General features: G+C 70.2%; 17 protein-coding genes and 1 riboswitch. Of the genes, 7 read left to right on the top strand and 10 right to left on the bottom strand.

What is annotated here, in order from left to right; all coding sequences use genetic code 11:
- Nucleotides 1–29: 29 nt before the first annotated feature.
- Nucleotides 30–368 (top strand): fic family toxin-antitoxin system, toxin component, encoded by a 339-nt coding sequence (locus tag OG456_RS31575; protein ID WP_266569496.1) that lies wholly within the window; start codon nt 30–32, stop codon nt 366–368.
- A 4-nt stretch (nt 369–372) separates the two neighbouring features.
- Here the strand turns inward: OG456_RS31575 and bioD are convergent, their stop codons facing one another.
- The 3 genes from bioD to bioB are packed head-to-tail and all read right to left on the bottom strand — an operon-like array spanning nt 373 to nt 3,654.
- On the bottom strand, nt 373–1,116 hold the full coding sequence (gene bioD, locus OG456_RS31580; protein WP_266566930.1) for a dethiobiotin synthase: 744 nt from the start codon (nt 1,114–1,116) through the stop codon (nt 373–375).
- A gap of 5 nt (nt 1,117–1,121) precedes the next feature.
- Nucleotides 1,122–2,444 (bottom strand): adenosylmethionine--8-amino-7-oxononanoate transaminase, encoded by a 1,323-nt coding sequence (locus OG456_RS31585; protein WP_266566931.1) that lies wholly within the window; start codon nt 2,442–2,444, stop codon nt 1,122–1,124.
- Nucleotides 2,437–3,654 carry a biotin synthase BioB gene (gene bioB / locus OG456_RS31590; protein WP_266566932.1) on the bottom strand — a complete coding sequence of 406 codons (1,218 nt, stop codon included), beginning with the start codon at nt 3,652–3,654 and terminating at the stop codon, nt 2,437–2,439. The genes OG456_RS31585 and bioB overlap by 8 nt, the downstream gene beginning before the upstream one ends.
- A gap of 213 nt (nt 3,655–3,867) precedes the next feature.
- On the opposite strand from bioB, the gene OG456_RS31595 reads away from it, so the two are divergent.
- The gene (locus tag OG456_RS31595; RefSeq protein WP_266566933.1) at nt 3,868–5,028 is read left to right on the top strand and encodes an 8-amino-7-oxononanoate synthase; all 1,161 of its coding nucleotides are present in this window, start codon (nt 3,868–3,870) and stop codon (nt 5,026–5,028) included.
- Here the strand turns inward: OG456_RS31595 and OG456_RS31600 are convergent.
- A complete protein-coding gene (locus tag OG456_RS31600) occupies nt 5,012–5,248 on the bottom strand; it encodes a DUF397 domain-containing protein (protein WP_266566934.1) in 237 nt (78 codons plus the stop codon). The genes OG456_RS31595 and OG456_RS31600 overlap by 17 nt on opposite strands.
- Before the next feature lie 9 nt (nt 5,249–5,257).
- Nucleotides 5,258–6,139 carry a helix-turn-helix transcriptional regulator gene (locus tag OG456_RS31605; protein WP_266566935.1) on the bottom strand — a complete coding sequence of 294 codons (882 nt, stop codon included), beginning with the start codon at nt 6,137–6,139 and terminating at the stop codon, nt 5,258–5,260.
- A 273-nt stretch (nt 6,140–6,412) separates the two neighbouring features.
- Here OG456_RS31605 and OG456_RS31610 point away from each other — a divergent pair, with 273 nt between their 5' ends.
- The gene (locus OG456_RS31610; RefSeq protein ID WP_266566936.1) at nt 6,413–6,847 is read left to right on the top strand and encodes an ATP-binding protein; all 435 of its coding nucleotides are present in this window, start codon (nt 6,413–6,415) and stop codon (nt 6,845–6,847) included.
- Between the two features lie 54 nt (nt 6,848–6,901).
- Here the strand turns inward: OG456_RS31610 and OG456_RS31615 are convergent, their stop codons facing one another.
- From OG456_RS31615 to OG456_RS31635, 5 genes are all read right to left on the bottom strand, one after another.
- Nucleotides 6,902–7,372, bottom strand: a complete 471-nt coding sequence (locus OG456_RS31615) for a DUF6328 family protein (protein WP_266569497.1) — start codon at nt 7,370–7,372, stop codon at nt 6,902–6,904.
- Nucleotides 7,373–7,567: 195 nt separating this feature from the next.
- Nucleotides 7,568–8,041, bottom strand: coding sequence for a C40 family peptidase (locus OG456_RS31620; RefSeq protein ID WP_266566937.1), 474 nt, complete (start codon nt 8,039–8,041; stop codon nt 7,568–7,570).
- 3 nt (nt 8,042–8,044) lie between these two features.
- Nucleotides 8,045–8,246: riboswitch (cyclic di-AMP (ydaO/yuaA leader) on the bottom strand.
- Between the two features lie 329 nt (nt 8,247–8,575).
- The gene (locus OG456_RS31625) at nt 8,576–8,884 is read right to left on the bottom strand and encodes a hypothetical protein (RefSeq protein ID WP_266566938.1); all 309 of its coding nucleotides are present in this window, start codon (nt 8,882–8,884) and stop codon (nt 8,576–8,578) included.
- Between the two features lie 7 nt (nt 8,885–8,891).
- Nucleotides 8,892–9,527: an ATP-dependent Clp protease proteolytic subunit gene (locus OG456_RS31630; protein ID WP_266566939.1), complete on the bottom strand. Its 636-nt coding sequence runs from the start codon at nt 9,525–9,527 to the stop codon at nt 8,892–8,894.
- Nucleotides 9,528–9,719: 192 nt separating this feature from the next.
- Complete coding sequence (locus tag OG456_RS31635; protein WP_266566941.1) at nt 9,720–10,079, bottom strand: hypothetical protein; 360 nt, start codon at nt 10,077–10,079, stop codon at nt 9,720–9,722.
- Nucleotides 10,080–10,309: 230 nt separating this feature from the next.
- On the opposite strand from OG456_RS31635, the gene OG456_RS31640 reads away from it, so the two are divergent.
- The 4 genes from OG456_RS31640 (at nt 10,310) to OG456_RS31655 (ending at nt 13,648) form a co-directional block, all read left to right on the top strand.
- Complete coding sequence (locus tag OG456_RS31640; protein ID WP_266566943.1) at nt 10,310–10,588, top strand: type II toxin-antitoxin system Phd/YefM family antitoxin; 279 nt, start codon at nt 10,310–10,312, stop codon at nt 10,586–10,588.
- Between the two features lie 715 nt (nt 10,589–11,303).
- On the top strand, nt 11,304–11,606 hold the full coding sequence (locus OG456_RS31645) for an urease subunit gamma (protein ID WP_116501972.1): 303 nt from the start codon (nt 11,304–11,306) through the stop codon (nt 11,604–11,606).
- 16 nt (nt 11,607–11,622) lie between these two features.
- Nucleotides 11,623–11,934: an urease subunit beta gene (locus OG456_RS31650; RefSeq protein WP_227293444.1), complete on the top strand. Its 312-nt coding sequence runs from the start codon at nt 11,623–11,625 to the stop codon at nt 11,932–11,934.
- On the top strand, nt 11,927–13,648 hold the full coding sequence (locus OG456_RS31655; RefSeq protein WP_266566948.1) for an urease subunit alpha: 1,722 nt from the start codon (nt 11,927–11,929) through the stop codon (nt 13,646–13,648). The genes OG456_RS31650 and OG456_RS31655 overlap by 8 nt, the downstream gene beginning before the upstream one ends.
- Nucleotides 13,649–13,659 lie beyond the last annotated feature (11 nt).

Here is a 13,659-nt window from a genome sequence, read left to right on the forward strand (position 1 = left end):
ACGTGCGGATCGACCTGGCCTGGCTTCTCATGATCGCCGAACAGAAGACACCCGGAGACCCTCAGGTGACCGACTGGGGCGCGCTCGTCGCCGCCGTCAGCCGGCACGAGGCGGAGATATTCGGGACCGCCGTGTACGACAGCCCACAGGCGCGGGCCGCCGCACTGCTCCAGCTGCTCCTCCACGTCCCCGCCCTCGAACGCTCGAACGCGATGTTCGCGTCGGCTGTCGCGTACGCCTATCTCGTCGCGAGCGGCCTGAAGGTCGCCACGTCGCCCGACCAGGTCAGGGAACTGGCCCGCCTGGTCAAGGACGGCGGGGCGACCGTGCACGACATCGCGGAGGAACTGCACAGATGGAGCCTGTGAGCCGCTAGGGCCTTTCGCTCCCGGCACTCACCGGGGGCACCTCGGCGCTCGCGGCGAACGCCGCCGCGTCCCATGTGCCCGCCAGCTCCGGCGCCAGCCAACTCGGCGCGGACGCACGGAAGTCGGGGTGCGCACCGGCCCCCTCGGGGATCGCGCCGAGGAGCTTCGTCCCCGAGACCGCGGGGAAGTCCGCGAGATTGCAGCGGGCCGCGAGGTCGGGGTGCTCCGGCCAGCTGCCGACGACCACGCCGAGCGGCGTCAGGTCCCGGGCGCGCAGGGCCTCCGTCGTCAGGGCCGTCGCGTTGAGCGTGCCGAGCCCCGCCGCCGCGACGACGAGGACCGGCGCCCGGAGCTGCCTGGCGGCGTCCGCGAGCGTGCCCCCGTCCGCGTCGAACCGCACCAGCAGCCCGCCCGCGCCCTCGACCAGGACGAGGTCGTGGTCCGTCGCCAGCTTCGCCGCCGCGTCGGCCACCTCGTGCGGGCGCACCGGGGGGAGGCCGGCGCGCAGCGCGGCCGTCGCGGGCGCCAACGGCTCGGGGTACCGCGCCAGTTCGACGGCCGTCACCCCGCCGCCCACCAGGCGCGTCACCTCGTCCGCGTCCCCGTGCTCACCGGGCCCGACCCCGGTCTGGACCGGCTTCAGGACGGCCACCGACCGCCCCGCGGCCAGCGCGGCGGCCGCCACGGCCGCCGTCGTGACCGTCTTCCCGATATCGGTTCCGGTCCCCGTGACCACCAGTACCGTCATGCTGTTCAGCCCTCCCGTGCGGCCGCGCACACCGCGCGGCCGATCCGTGCCAGATCCTCGTCCCCCGTGATGTACGGAGGCATCGTGTACACGAGGTCGCGGAACGGCCGCAGCCACACGCCCTCGCGCACCGCCGCCCGCGTGGCAGCCGCCATGTCGATCTCGTGGTCCAGCTGTACGACACCGATCGCGCCGAGCACGCGCACATCGCGCACCCCGGGCAGCTCCGAGGCGGCGCCGAGCGACTCCCTCAGCCCCGACTCGATCCGCTTGACCTCCGTCGCCCAGTCCTGCCCGAGCAGGAGGTCGATCGACGCGCAGGCCACCGCGGCGGCGAGGGGGTTCCCCATGAACGTGGGCCCGTGCGCGAGCACCGGCACGTCGCCGCGCGAGATCCCGTCCGCCACACGCGCCGTGCACAGCGTCGCCGCCAGCGTCATATAGCCGCCGGTCAGCGCCTTGCCGACACACATCACATCGGGCGTCACCGACGCGTGCTCCGCGGCGAACAGCGCCCCGGTCCGGCCGAACCCCGTAGCGATCTCGTCGAACACGAGGAGCACGTCGTGCGCGTCGCAGGCCTCACGCAGGACCCGCAGATACGCGGGGGAGTGGAACCGCATCCCGCCCGCGCCCTGCACCACGGGCTCCACGATCACGGCCGCCAGCTCATGGGCGTGCCGGCCGATCAGCTCGTGCAGATGATCCGCGTAGGCCTGCTCGTACCCGGTGGGCGGGGCGTCGGCGAACACGTGCCGCGGCAGCGCCCCCGACCACAGTTCGTGCATGCCGCCCTCGGGGTCGCAGACCGCCATCGGCTGCCAGGTGTCGCCGTGATAGCCGCCGCGCCACGTCAGCAGACGGCGCTTCTCCGGCTGCCCGAGGGAACGCCAGTGCTGGAGGCACATCTTGATCGCGACCTCGACGGACACGGAGCCCGAGTCGGCGAGGAACACATGCTCGAGACCCTCCGGCGACATGTCGACAAGACGCTTCGCGAGCCCGACGGCGGGCTCGTGCGTGAGCCCGCCGAACATGACGTGGCTCATCCGGCCGAGCTGGTCGCGCACCGCCTCGTTGAGCACGGGGTGGTTGTAGCCGTGGATCGCCGACCACCACGACGACATCCCGTCGACCAGCTCGGCACCCTGACCGCTCTCACCGCCCTCGCCGGCGAGCCGGAGCCGTACCCCGGCCGCCGACTCGACGACCAGCGGCTCCTGCCGCCCAGGCATCGGACCGTACGGATGCCAGACGTGCCGCCGGTCGAGGTCGAGCAGGTCCGCCACGGGCAGCCCCGTCACCGCGGGCCCCGGCCGCTCAGGCATTGGGCGCGAGATCCGTACCGGCACCCCGGCGGCGTACGGCGACCAGGTCCGTGCGCGCCTCGGGGACCTCGGCGACCGGGGACTTTGCAGCTTCTTCATGGGAGCCGCAGCCCCCACCGGAACCGCAGGCCGAACCCGCGCCGGAACCGCATGCCGCATGCGCACCGGAACCGCAGGCCGCTTCTGCCTCGGAACCGCACGGCCCGCCCCGGTGCTCGGGCAGCGTCACCTGGTCGGTGCCCTCGACCTCGAACCCGGCGTCTGTGATCATGTCCAGGTCCGCCTTGCCCGCCTGGCCCTCACTCGTCAGGTAGTCGCCGAGGAAGATGGAGTTCGCGAGGTGGAGCGCCAGCGGCTGCATCGAGCGCAGGTGCACCTCGCGCCCGCCCGCGATCCGCACCTCGACGTCGGGGCAGACGAAGCGGACCATCGCGAGGATCCGCAGGCAGCGCTGCGGCGTCAGGTTCCACTCCTTGGCAAGGGGCGTGCCCTCGAAGGGGATCAGGAAGTTGACCGGCACCGAGTCCGGGTCGAGTTCGCGCAGCGAGTAGACGACGTCGACCAGGTCCTCGTCGCTCTCGCCCATGCCCGCGATGAGCCCGGAACAGGCGGACAGACCGGCCGCGTGGGCCTTCTGCACCGTGTCGACGCGGTCCGCGTAGGTGTGCGTCGTCGTGATGTCGCCGTAGGTGCCCTCGGAGGTGTTGAGGTTGTGGTTGTACGCGTCGGCGCCCGCGCCGCGCAGCCGCTCGGCCTGGCCCTCGGAGAGCAGACCGAGGCAGGCGCACACCTCGACGCCCTCGTTCTGCTCCTTGATCGCGCCGATGGTCTCCGAGACGCGGTCGACGTCCCGGTCCGTCGGGCCGCGCCCGGACGCCACCAGGCAGACCCGCTTCGCGCCGCCCGCGACACCTGCGGCCGCGGCCTTCGACGCCTCGTCGGGCTTCAGCCACGTGTACTTGAGGATCTCCGCCTTGGACCCGAGCCGCTGGGAACAGTACGAGCAGTCCTCGGGGCACAGGCCCGACTTGAGGTTGACCAGATAGTTGAGTTTCACCCGCCGGCCGAACCACTGCCGCCGCACCTTGCCGGCCGCGGCCACCACATCGAGCAGTTCGTCGTCGGAAGTCGCCAGAACGGCGAGCGCTTCTTCACGGCTGGGCAGCTCGCGCCGCAGCCCCTTGTCCACCAGCGTGTTCAGCAGGTCCATGGCCCGATCCTGGCCTACGTGCCCTGCTCAGGCCAAGGAGGCTTTGCACAACTCTGCCGGTTCGAGGTGTGGGTATTGCCACACCCTGGGCGGCTGGATGTCCCGCTACTGTCTGTGCACTGCCTACAAAACCGTCTACAAATCAGCAGTGGGCACGGGACAGCACACCCCACTCGAGAACCGGTCGCTCGACGGCCGGGCGGAGGGACTCACATGGCGGGATCGCCGTTCGGCTGGATCGACGAGCAGGAGCGCGTACGCCGCGGCGCCGGACTCGTCCGCACGCTGCGCCCCCGCCCGTCATCGAACCCCCTCCTCGATCTCGCGAGCAACGACTACCTCGGCCTCACACGCCACCCCGAGATCACCGCAGGAGCGGCGGACGCGGCGCTGCGCTGGGGTGGCGGCGCCACCGGCTCGCGGCTCGTCACGGGCACCACGGAGCTGCACGCCGAACTCGAGCGCGAACTGGCCGAGTTCTGCGGCTTCGAGGCGGCGCTCGTCCTGTCGTCCGGTTACGCCGCCAACCTCGCCGCCGTGACCGCTCTCGCCCCGCACGGCTCGCTGATCGTCTCGGACGCCAGCAATCACGCCTCCCTCATCGACGGCTGCCGGCTCGCCCGCGGCGCGACGCAGGTCGTCCCGCACGCCGACCCCGACGCCGTCCGCAAGGCCCTCGACACGCATCAGGGACAGGCCGTCGTCGTCTCGGACTCCGTCTTCTCGGTGGACGGCGACGCTGCTCCACTGGCCGAACTCGCGCGAGTGGCAAGGGAGTTCGGGGCGGGTCTGATCGTCGACGACGCGCACGGACTCGGTGTGCTCGGCGACGGCGGCAGGGGCGCGCCGCAGGCGGCGGGGCTCTCGGGCGCCGACGACACCGTCGCCACCGTCACCCTCTCCAAGTCGTTCGGCAGCCAGGGCGGCGCCGTCCTCGGTCCGGCCCGGGTGATCGACCATCTCGTCAACACCGCACGGACGTTCATCTTCGACACGGGCCTCGCGCCCGCTGCGGCCGGCGCCGCGCTCGCGGCCCTGCGCCTGCTGCGCCGCGAGCCCGAGCGTGCCGAAAGGGCCCGCGCCGTGGCGTCCTCGCTGCACGAACTGCTCACGGCCGAGGGGCTCCAGGCCGTACGGCCCGACGCCGCCGTCGTCTCCGTGCGCGCGCCGTCCCCCGAGGAGGCGGTGCGCTGGGCGGCGGACTGCCGCGAAGCCGGCCTCGCCGTCGGCTGCTTCCGTCCCCCGTCGGTGCCGGACGGCATCTCACGGCTGCGGCTGACCGCCCGCGCCGACCTGACCGACGATCAAATCGCCCAGGCGGTGCGGGTGATCAGCCGCAAGGCTCCCGACTCGGCGTTCACCGCAAGGAGTTGAGGAACCCCTCCCATGCGGAGGGCGAGAACAGCAGGGCGGGTCCGGCCGTGCGCTTGGAGTCGCGTACGGCGAGAAGTCCGGCCGAAGGGCCGCGGTGCAGCGGAGCCGTCTCGACGCAGTTGTTCATTCCGGTGCTTCGGCTGCTTCGCCGCCATGGCGCGTCGTGCAGAGAGGTGCTGGGAACCGCGGCGGATGGTACGTACCGAGGCAGTGCTGACATGGTGCCTCCTTACGTGCGTTCACTGTCCGGAGGGCGGTGCGCTCCGGCGATCCCGGCGATGAAATCCAACGAGTCCCCGGGCGAAAGGGCGTGGATCCGAAGGGTGTCAAAGGCGTCCGTGTACGCCTTGAGGTCTTCTTTCCGCTCGAGGTAGAGGCTACTCGTCAAATGGTCGAGAACTACTACGTCCAGATCGGAAGTGTTCGGAAATGAGAACACAACGAAAGGGCCGGTTAGTCCGACATGCTCCCCTGCGGTGAACGGCAATACCTGAAGCCGCACATGGGGGAGCTTCGCCACGGCGGCCAGATGACGCAGCTGCTCCGCCATCACCCGGGGACCACCCACCGGGCGCCGCAGCACCGCCTCGTCGAGCACCGCGCTGAGCCGGAGCGGGGACGGGGAACGCAGCACGTCCTGCCGGGCGATCCGCACCTCGACCAGGGCGTCGACCTGCCCGTCCGGCAGTCCGCCGAGCGCGGCCCTGGTCACCGCACGCGCGTAGTCGGGCGTCTGGAGGAGGCCCGGCACGACGGACGTCTCGACCGTCCTGACCCGGCACGCCTGTGACTCCAGGCTGATGAAGTCCCGGTAGGCGGGCGGCAGAAGGTCCCGGTAGGCGTACCACCAGTGCTGGCCGCCGTCGTCCCCCGACCCGGCCAGCGCGACCAGCAGATCCCGTAGGCCGGGGTCCGCGACCTCGAAGGCGTCGAGCAGGAGGCGCACGTCCGACGCTTTCACGCCGCTGCGCCCGGTCTCGATACGGCTCACTTTCGACTGGTGCCAGCCGACCAGCCGGGCCGTCTCGCCACTTGTGAGCCCCGCGCGGGCACGCAGCGCGCGCAGCTCCGCGCCGAGCCTGCGGCGGCGCACCGCCGGACCGTGTTTCATCCTGTCTCCTCGGACCTGCGGCCCGGCTCCTTCAGGCCCGGCGGATCGGTGTTCTGAGCCGACGGTAGAGGAAGTCGGCGGCGTACGCCCAAATGCGGTCCACCCACGCAGAGTTCACCGCTTCGAGCGACAGATATATGCATATCTCGGGGGATCGGCTCCACCGGCCGGGCGGGAGTGGCACTCTGGCGCGAAGCACCAGTCCGGGGGTCGCCTCGAGTCATCCGCCATGTGTCGGATTCAGGCCCCGGCGAAAAAAGGGACGACGTCGCCATGGCAGATCACCAGGAAGCATCCGTCACTCTGCCGAGCGATCCCGCCTCGGTTTTCTCGGCCCGCACATATGTCAGCGACGTACTCGCGGAATGGGGCATGCCGCGCGACGCGGAAGCCGCCGACACGGTCCGGCTCATCGTCTCCGAACTCGCCACGAACGCCGTGATGCACACCCGTGGACAGTCACCCGTCTTCAAGGTCGACGTGCAGCTGGAGCGCGACGAACATCTGCGCATCGGCGTCACGGACAGCCACCCGTGCTACCCGAAGCGGCTCCCGGCCGCCGTCCAGCAGGACAACGGGCGCGGCATGGTGATCATCCGCTGGCTGACCGCCGAGTGCGGCGGAAGCCTGTCGGTCAGGCCCACCCCCGAAGGCGGCAAGACCGTATGGATCGCCCTGCCGTGGACGGTCCCTGTCCAACAGGCGTGAAGGCCAACAGGCGTGAAGGCCAACAGGTGTGAAGGCCGCCAGACATGAAGGCGGCTACGGAGACGGACTGTCCGTCCCCTCCTGCGCACGCGTGAGCGAGCGCCGCACCAGACGCGGCAGCACACCCCACAGGCCCACACAGACGGCGAACGTGCCGGCCCCCGCCGCGATCCCCGCCGCCCGTCCTGCCGTGACGTCCACGACGAGCAGCACGGACCCGGCCAGGGCGAGCATCAGAACGCTCAGGCCGGCCGTGGCGAGCCGCGAGGACATCTGCACGATCTGCGGCTTGGCACCGCGCCGGAACAGCGCGCGGTGCAGCGCCGCGGGCGCCGTGAACAGCGCGGCGGCGAGCACCGCGAGCAGCAGCGTCGCGATGTAGGTCGCGCGCTGCACGGCGTCCAGCGACGGGAACCGCGGAGTGAACGCCAGCGTCAGCAGGAACGCGAAGAGGATCTGCACGCCCGTCTGGGTGACTCTCAGCTCCTGGAGCAGCTCGCCGAAGTTCCGGTCCGCGCGTTCCAGCGGCGTCTCGTGCCGGTCCCGGCCTCCGCTCGGCGGGCCCGGGTCGCGTGGGGCGTCCTCGCCGCCTGCCGTTCGGTCCTCGTCCATACGACCACGAGTACCCCATTGCGCGGTGCTGAGGCGGACAGGGCGGGCGCGAGCACCCTCCGGCGCCTGACGGGGTCCCCAGGGCTCCCGGGGACCCGTCAGGTGGCGCTAGCGCACGCGCCCGTACCAGACGCTTTTCGTCCAGATCCGCTCGAGCCGCACCACGGCACCGGTCTTCGGCGAGTGCCAGATCCTCCCCTTCCCGGCGTAGATGCCGACGTGGTAGACGCCGCGGCCCGAATGGAAGAAGACCAGGTCACCGCGTTTTCGATGGGACGCGGAGACATGGCGGGTCTTGTTGTACTGCTGGGCGGCGGTGCGGGGCAGCCTCTTGCCCGCGGCCTTGAACGAGTAGAGCGTCAGGCCCGAACAGTCGAACGTGTGTGGTCCTGAGGCGCCCCATCGGTAAGGGCTTCCCTTCTTGGAGGCCGCGATCTGGAGTGCTTTCGTCGCTGGTGGCGCGGCTTCCGCTTCGGGCGCGGCTCCGGGGACCAGCAGGCTGCCACCCGCTACGGCGAGCGTGAGGGCCGAGGCGGTTCCGGCCCGGGCGAGCAGCGACGGGACACGATTGAGCGCAGTCATGCGCAACCCTTCGTCAGCCGCCTGTGAAGGATGACCTGTCGGATTCGGGCTGGCGAAGTTGCCCGGCCGCGATGTGCGGCTTCACCCCAAGGGCCGGCCCGGAAAACAGCTCCGGCGGCCCGTCGTGCTCGGGTCCTCCACTCCTGCCGATCCACTTCTGTCGACCTGGCATCCGTACGGCGGCAGGACTCGGCGTCCGCACGGACCGCCCCGCCGCGGCGGCGGGGGCTTGTCGTCGGATGGGATCTTCACGCACGAACGGCGCGAATGCAGAGCCGAATCGGCGTTAAGTGAGTGTCCTCACGACTGACCTGTTCGGGTGGACAGCACACCTTTCCACCACGGCGCGGGGGTCCCAACGACGTCCGTACCAGCAGCGGAAGGCAGAATTCCGGACTCCGCGTAGGCGTTCCGCGCAACTTTTCCGGTTCGCATGTGCGGGTACCTGCTACTCCGTATGTGGGTACCTCTTCTGGTCCGTTTCGGCGCGGGGCCGGACGGTTCGCGTCGATCGCTTCGGTCTCGAATGCACCGTCAATTGATCGGCTCCGGTGGAACTGTGACCCGTTGTGCCCTCCTTTCTCCGTCCAGGACCCGTAAAGCCTGGGCGAGTGTCGTCGCGTGGACCTCGCTCTCGCCCCGCTGATGCATGAGCGTCAGGGCATCCCTGAGGGCCGTCGCCCTGCCGACGAGCGCTTGCGCGGCGCGCAGTCCGCCATACGTGTGGTTGCTCCTGGCCGGGTTGATCCTGCCGAGCAGATCGACCACCTCCAGATAGCGGTCGAGGAGTTCGCACTCGGCGCGCGTCAGTGCGGGCAGCGGGGGCAGTTCGGGCGGCAGCATGACCGGCTCACCTGGCGCCGGAGGCCGAACCGGACGTCTTGCGGTTGTCGATGACCCGGTCCACGAGCCCGTACTCCACGGCGTCCTGGGCCCGGAGGATCGTGTCCCGCTCGATGTCGGCGGCGATGCGCTCGCGGCTCTGCCCGGTGTGCCGCGCGAGCAGTTCTTCCAGCTGGGCGCGCATACGCACCAGTTCACGGGCCTGGATCTCCAGGTCGGTCGGCTGGCCCTGCGCGGGCTCGGGCAGCCCCGGCTGATGGATCACCACGCGCGCGCCGGGCAGCGTGGCCCGCTTCCCCGGCGTCCCGGCCGCCAGGAGCACGGCGGCGGCGGAGGCGGCCTGCCCGAGGCACACGGTCTCGACCTCGCAGCTGACGAACCGGATCGTGTCGTAGATCGCCGTCATCGCGCTGAACGAGCCGCCGGGGGAGTTGATGTACAGCGAGATGTCCCGGTCCGGCGCGGCGTACTCGAGGTGCATGAACTGCGCCATCACGTCGTTCGCGGAGGTGTCGTCGATCGGCGTCCCCAGGAAGACGATCCGCTCCTCCAGGAGCTTGGAGTACGGGTCGAGGGTGCGGTGCCCGGCCGAGGTGCGCTCGGTGAACTCGGGCAGGACGTAGCGGGCGGAAGGTCGGTTCATGGCACATGCCTCCGTGAGCGCGGAACTCGGTCGCTGCTTCTGTAAAAAATGTACAGGACGTACGGATGGCCGGGTAGGGCTCAGGATGCGAGAAGCGCGAAAAGGAGGGCTCGGGCTGCGAGAGACGCGAAAAGGGGCCGGCCCGCGCCCGAGGCGCCGGCCGACCCCCTGCTCCGTTCTCCTGTGTCGTGGCTACTGGTCGCCGTCGTCCGACCTGGACAGGCGTAGCGCGAGGTGCTGCAGGAGGTCGGCGGTCTTGATGTCCGTCCGGCCCGAGTCATGCACCTCGGCGAGCTCGGAGAAGAGGAACGCGAACGCGCCCACCAGGGAGATCGTCACCGGCATCAGTGCCGCGACGGTGGCCTCCGCCGCCTCCTCCACGCTCGATTCCGCCGGGATCTCGATGGAGGGGAACACCTCTGTCACCAGGCGCCCGAGCTGGGCGTCCTCGGCCTCGATGTCGGGCTCGGCATCCTTGCTGAGCCTGCGCACCATTTCCTGGGTCTCGGTCAGGACGCCGATTGCGCGCAAGATGATCTCGCTCTGTTCCATGCGCGGAGCCTAGGCGCGCGAGGCCCCGCCGCGGGCGCTGTTCCGGGCGGGGCTCCGTCGGATCCGCGCAAGCAGCCATGCAGCACGAACAGTTGACACGTCGACGCTACGCGCGGCCACTGACAACGGCAGTGGTCCGAACCGTCCCGGCCGGGCCGCCGTCCCACCTGTGGGTCGCTGTGCGGTCACGGAACGTGTCCGTGCTGTGGGCCCGGTCTAAGCTGGAGGACATGGCCTACGAGATTCCGGTGACGCAAGCCCGCGCTGAGCTCGCCGATCTGATCAACCGCGTCGTGTACGGCGGGGAGCGCGTCGTCGTGACCCGGCACGGCAAGCCGCTCGTCGCGCTGGTCTCCGCGGCCGATCTCGAGCGCCTGGAGGCCCTGGGGGAGCCGGAGGACGAGCAAGTGATCAGCTCCGTCTCCAGTATCGGCTCGACCTCGTCCACCGGCGGCGACCGCCACCGCTTCGGCATCGCCGCGGAGCACCGGGGGCCGGAGGTCAGGTAGGTCGGGGAGGTCGGTCAGGTCGGGAGGTCGGTCAGGTCGGTGAGGTCGGTGAGGTCCGGCAGATCTGGCTGACCTGGTAGGTCGGATGCGTATGCCAGGCCTCAAGCGGGGCCTGGATCAAGTGACTTGGGCTCCTTGGCCCCTTCTTCGGCGCCGCCCCGCTTCTTGCGCAGCCCGCCGAGCGGTACGTATACGAGCCCGAGCCCCGCTCACGCCGCCGGCGTGATGGCGGGCGTCAAGCCCCACACCCTGTCGAAGTGCGACCGAGCGCGGCAGCGTTCCGCCGGTGCCCGACGGCGTGAACTGGCTTATGCGGCCGACCGGTTCGGTCGGCAGCGGCATCGTCGGCGCCTCCAGCCCTCCGCACCCGCGTGCCCTTCGGGGCCTCGGCGGGTCACGGCGCCTCGGCGGTCACGGCCTGCTGGTGCCGCGTGGCAGGCCCTGTCCGGGGAGGCCCATGTCGAAACTTTGCAGAACGGCCTGCAGGCCCTCATGGGTATGGGTGAGCCCAGCTGGCAGTCATGAGCGGGTCAAAGGGTGGTTAACCTCGTTGAAACTCCCCGCAATTAGCCTGCACCGCACGTCACCAGGGGCTTTTGTAACCGGGATGCACAAGATCGTGTGCATTTCTTGTATGTTACATCTATACCCGTCGCGGTGGCCGCGGCAGCCGGACCCCGCACGGTCCGGAGTGAAGGACTGTGAGGTGGGAGCCGTGCAACTGACCCCGCACGAGCAGGAGAGACTGCTCATTCATGTGGCCGCCGACGTGGCCGAGAAGCGCCGGGCCCGGGGTCTGAAGCTCAACCATCCCGAGGCGATCGCTCTTGTCACGTCGCACATTCTCGAAGGCGCACGTGACGGCCGGACCGTAGCCGAACTCATGTCGTCCGGTCGCAAGGTGCTCACGCGCGACGACGTCATGGAGGGCATCCCCGAGATGATCCACGATGTGCAGGTCGAGGCGACCTTCCCCGACGGCACGAAGCTCGTCACCGTCCATGACCCGATCGTCTGACGGGGGGAGCGTTTCCATGATCCCCGGAGAGATCCTGTTCGCGGACGAGCCCGTCGTGTTCAACGAGGGCCGCGAGGTCACCCGTCTGACCGTGCTCAACGCCGCCGACCGGCCCGTCCAGGTCGGTTCCCACTATCACTTCGCCGAGGCCAATCCCGGTCTGGAGTTCGACCGTGCCGCAGCGCACGGTCTGCGACTCAACGTCGCCGCAGGGACCGCCGTGCGCTTCGAGCCCGGAATCCCTGTCGACATCGAACTCGTGCCTCTGGCCGGCCGGCGCATCGTGCCCGGTCTGCGGGGCCGGACCGGAGGTGCCCTCGATGGCTGAACTCTCCCGCGCCGCCTACGCCGACCTGTTCGGCCCCACCACAGGCGACCGCATCCGCCTCGCGGACACCGACCTGCTGATCGAGATCGAGGGGGACCGCTCCGGCGGCCCCGGACTCTCCGGCGACGAGTCGGTGTTCGGCGGCGGCAAGGTGATCCGCGAGTCCATGGGCCAGTCACGCGCTACGCGCGCGGACGGCGCCCCCGACACCGTCATCACCGGCGCCGTGATCATCGACCACTGGGGCATCGTCAAGGCCGACATCGGTATACGGGACGGCCGGATCACCGCGATCGGCAAGTCCGGCAACCCGGACACGATGGACGGCGTCCACCCCGACCTCGTCATCGGGCCCGAGACCGAGATCCTCGCGGGCAATGGCAAGATCGTCACCGCCGGCGCCATCGACACCCACATCCACTTCATCTCGCCGACCATCGTCGACGAGGCACTCGCCTCCGGTGTCACCACACTCATCGGCGGCGGGACCGGCCCGGCCGAGGGCTCCAAGGCGACCACGATCACCCCTGGTTCGTGGCATCTTGCCCGCATGTTCGAGGCGATGGAGTCGAGCCCCGTCAACATCGGCTTCCTCGGCAAGGGCAACACCACGTCCGCCGAGTCGATGTACGCCCAACTGCGCGCGGGCGCCGTCAGTTTCAAGATCCACGAGGACTGGGGCGCGACCCCCGCCGTCATCGACGCCTGCCTGAACGTCTGTGAGGTCACCGGCGCACAGTTGGCCGTCCACACGGACACCCTGAACGAGGCGGGCTTCGTCGACGCCACCTTCGACGCCGTGGCCGGCCGTACCCTGCACGCCTTCCACGTCGAGGGCGCGGGCGGCGGTCACGCGCCCGACATGATCACGGCCGTCTCGCTGCCCAACATGCTGCCGAGCTCGACCAACCCGACCCGGCCGCACACCGTCAACACCGTCGAGGAACACCTCGACATGCTGATGGTCTGTCACCACCTCAACCCGGCCGTCCCCGAGGACCTGGCCTTCGCCGAGTCCCGGATCCGGCCCACCACCATCGCGGCCGAGGACATCCTTCACGACATCGGCGCCATCTCGATCATGTCCTCGGACTCCCAGGCGATGGGCCGCATCGGCGAGGTCGTCCTGCGGACCTGGCAGACCGCGCACGTCATGAAGCGCCGCCGCGGCCAACTCCCCGGCGACACCCGCGCCGACAACCGGCGTGCCCGTCGCTATGTCGCCAAATACACGATCAACGCGGCCGTCGCGCAGGGCATCGACCACGAGATCGGCTCCGTCGAGACCGGCAAGCTCGCCGACCTCGTGCTCTGGGACCCCCGGTTCTTCGGTGTCAAGCCGCAGCTCGTCATCAAGGGCGGCCAGATCGCGTACGCACAAATGGGTGACGCCAACGCGTCCATCCCCACGCCGCAGCCCGTCCTGCCCCGCCCCATGTTCGGTGCCCACGGCAGGGCCCCCGCCTCGAACTCGTTCTTCTACGTGACGCAGACCGCCCTCGACGACGGTCTGCCCGAACGCCTCGGTCTCGACAGGAAGTTCGTGCCGATCCGCTCGACACGGGGACGCACGAAGGCGGACATGCGGGAGAACGACGCGTTGCCGAGGGTCGAGGTCGCCCCCGACAGCTTCGCCGTCACCATCGACGGCGAACTCGTCGAGCCCGCGCCCGCCGCCGAACTGCCGCTCGCCCAGCGCTACTTCCTGTTCTGACGGGCCGAGAA

Origin of the sequence: Streptomyces sp. NBC_01446 (assembly GCF_026340095.1) — a bacterium.
Lineage (GTDB): Bacteria > Actinomycetota > Actinomycetes > Streptomycetales > Streptomycetaceae > Streptomyces > Streptomyces aureus.

Coding starts and splice junctions, on each gene's coding strand:
- OG456_RS31575 (WP_266569496.1), top strand. CDS start 30: ATGATCGCCGAACAGAAGACACCCGGAGACCCTCAGGTGACCGACTGG.
- bioD (WP_266566930.1), bottom strand. CDS start 1,116: ATGACGGTACTGGTGGTCACGGGGACCGGAACCGATATCGGGAAGACG.
- OG456_RS31585 (WP_266566931.1), bottom strand. CDS start 2,444: ATGCCTGAGCGGCCGGGGCCCGCGGTGACGGGGCTGCCCGTGGCGGAC.
- bioB (WP_266566932.1), bottom strand. CDS start 3,654: ATGGACCTGCTGAACACGCTGGTGGACAAGGGGCTGCGGCGCGAGCTG.
- OG456_RS31595 (WP_266566933.1), top strand. CDS start 3,868: ATGGCGGGATCGCCGTTCGGCTGGATCGACGAGCAGGAGCGCGTACGC.
- OG456_RS31600 (WP_266566934.1), bottom strand. CDS start 5,248: ATGTCAGCACTGCCTCGGTACGTACCATCCGCCGCGGTTCCCAGCACC.
- OG456_RS31605 (WP_266566935.1), bottom strand. CDS start 6,139: ATGAAACACGGTCCGGCGGTGCGCCGCCGCAGGCTCGGCGCGGAGCTG.
- OG456_RS31610 (WP_266566936.1), top strand. CDS start 6,413: ATGGCAGATCACCAGGAAGCATCCGTCACTCTGCCGAGCGATCCCGCC.
- OG456_RS31620 (WP_266566937.1), bottom strand. CDS start 8,041: ATGACTGCGCTCAATCGTGTCCCGTCGCTGCTCGCCCGGGCCGGAACC.
- OG456_RS31625 (WP_266566938.1), bottom strand. CDS start 8,884: ATGCTGCCGCCCGAACTGCCCCCGCTGCCCGCACTGACGCGCGCCGAG.
- OG456_RS31630 (WP_266566939.1), bottom strand. CDS start 9,527: ATGAACCGACCTTCCGCCCGCTACGTCCTGCCCGAGTTCACCGAGCGC.
- OG456_RS31635 (WP_266566941.1), bottom strand. CDS start 10,079: ATGGAACAGAGCGAGATCATCTTGCGCGCAATCGGCGTCCTGACCGAG.
- OG456_RS31640 (WP_266566943.1), top strand. CDS start 10,310: ATGGCCTACGAGATTCCGGTGACGCAAGCCCGCGCTGAGCTCGCCGAT.
- OG456_RS31650 (WP_227293444.1), top strand. CDS start 11,623: ATGATCCCCGGAGAGATCCTGTTCGCGGACGAGCCCGTCGTGTTCAAC.
- OG456_RS31655 (WP_266566948.1), top strand. CDS start 11,927: ATGGCTGAACTCTCCCGCGCCGCCTACGCCGACCTGTTCGGCCCCACC.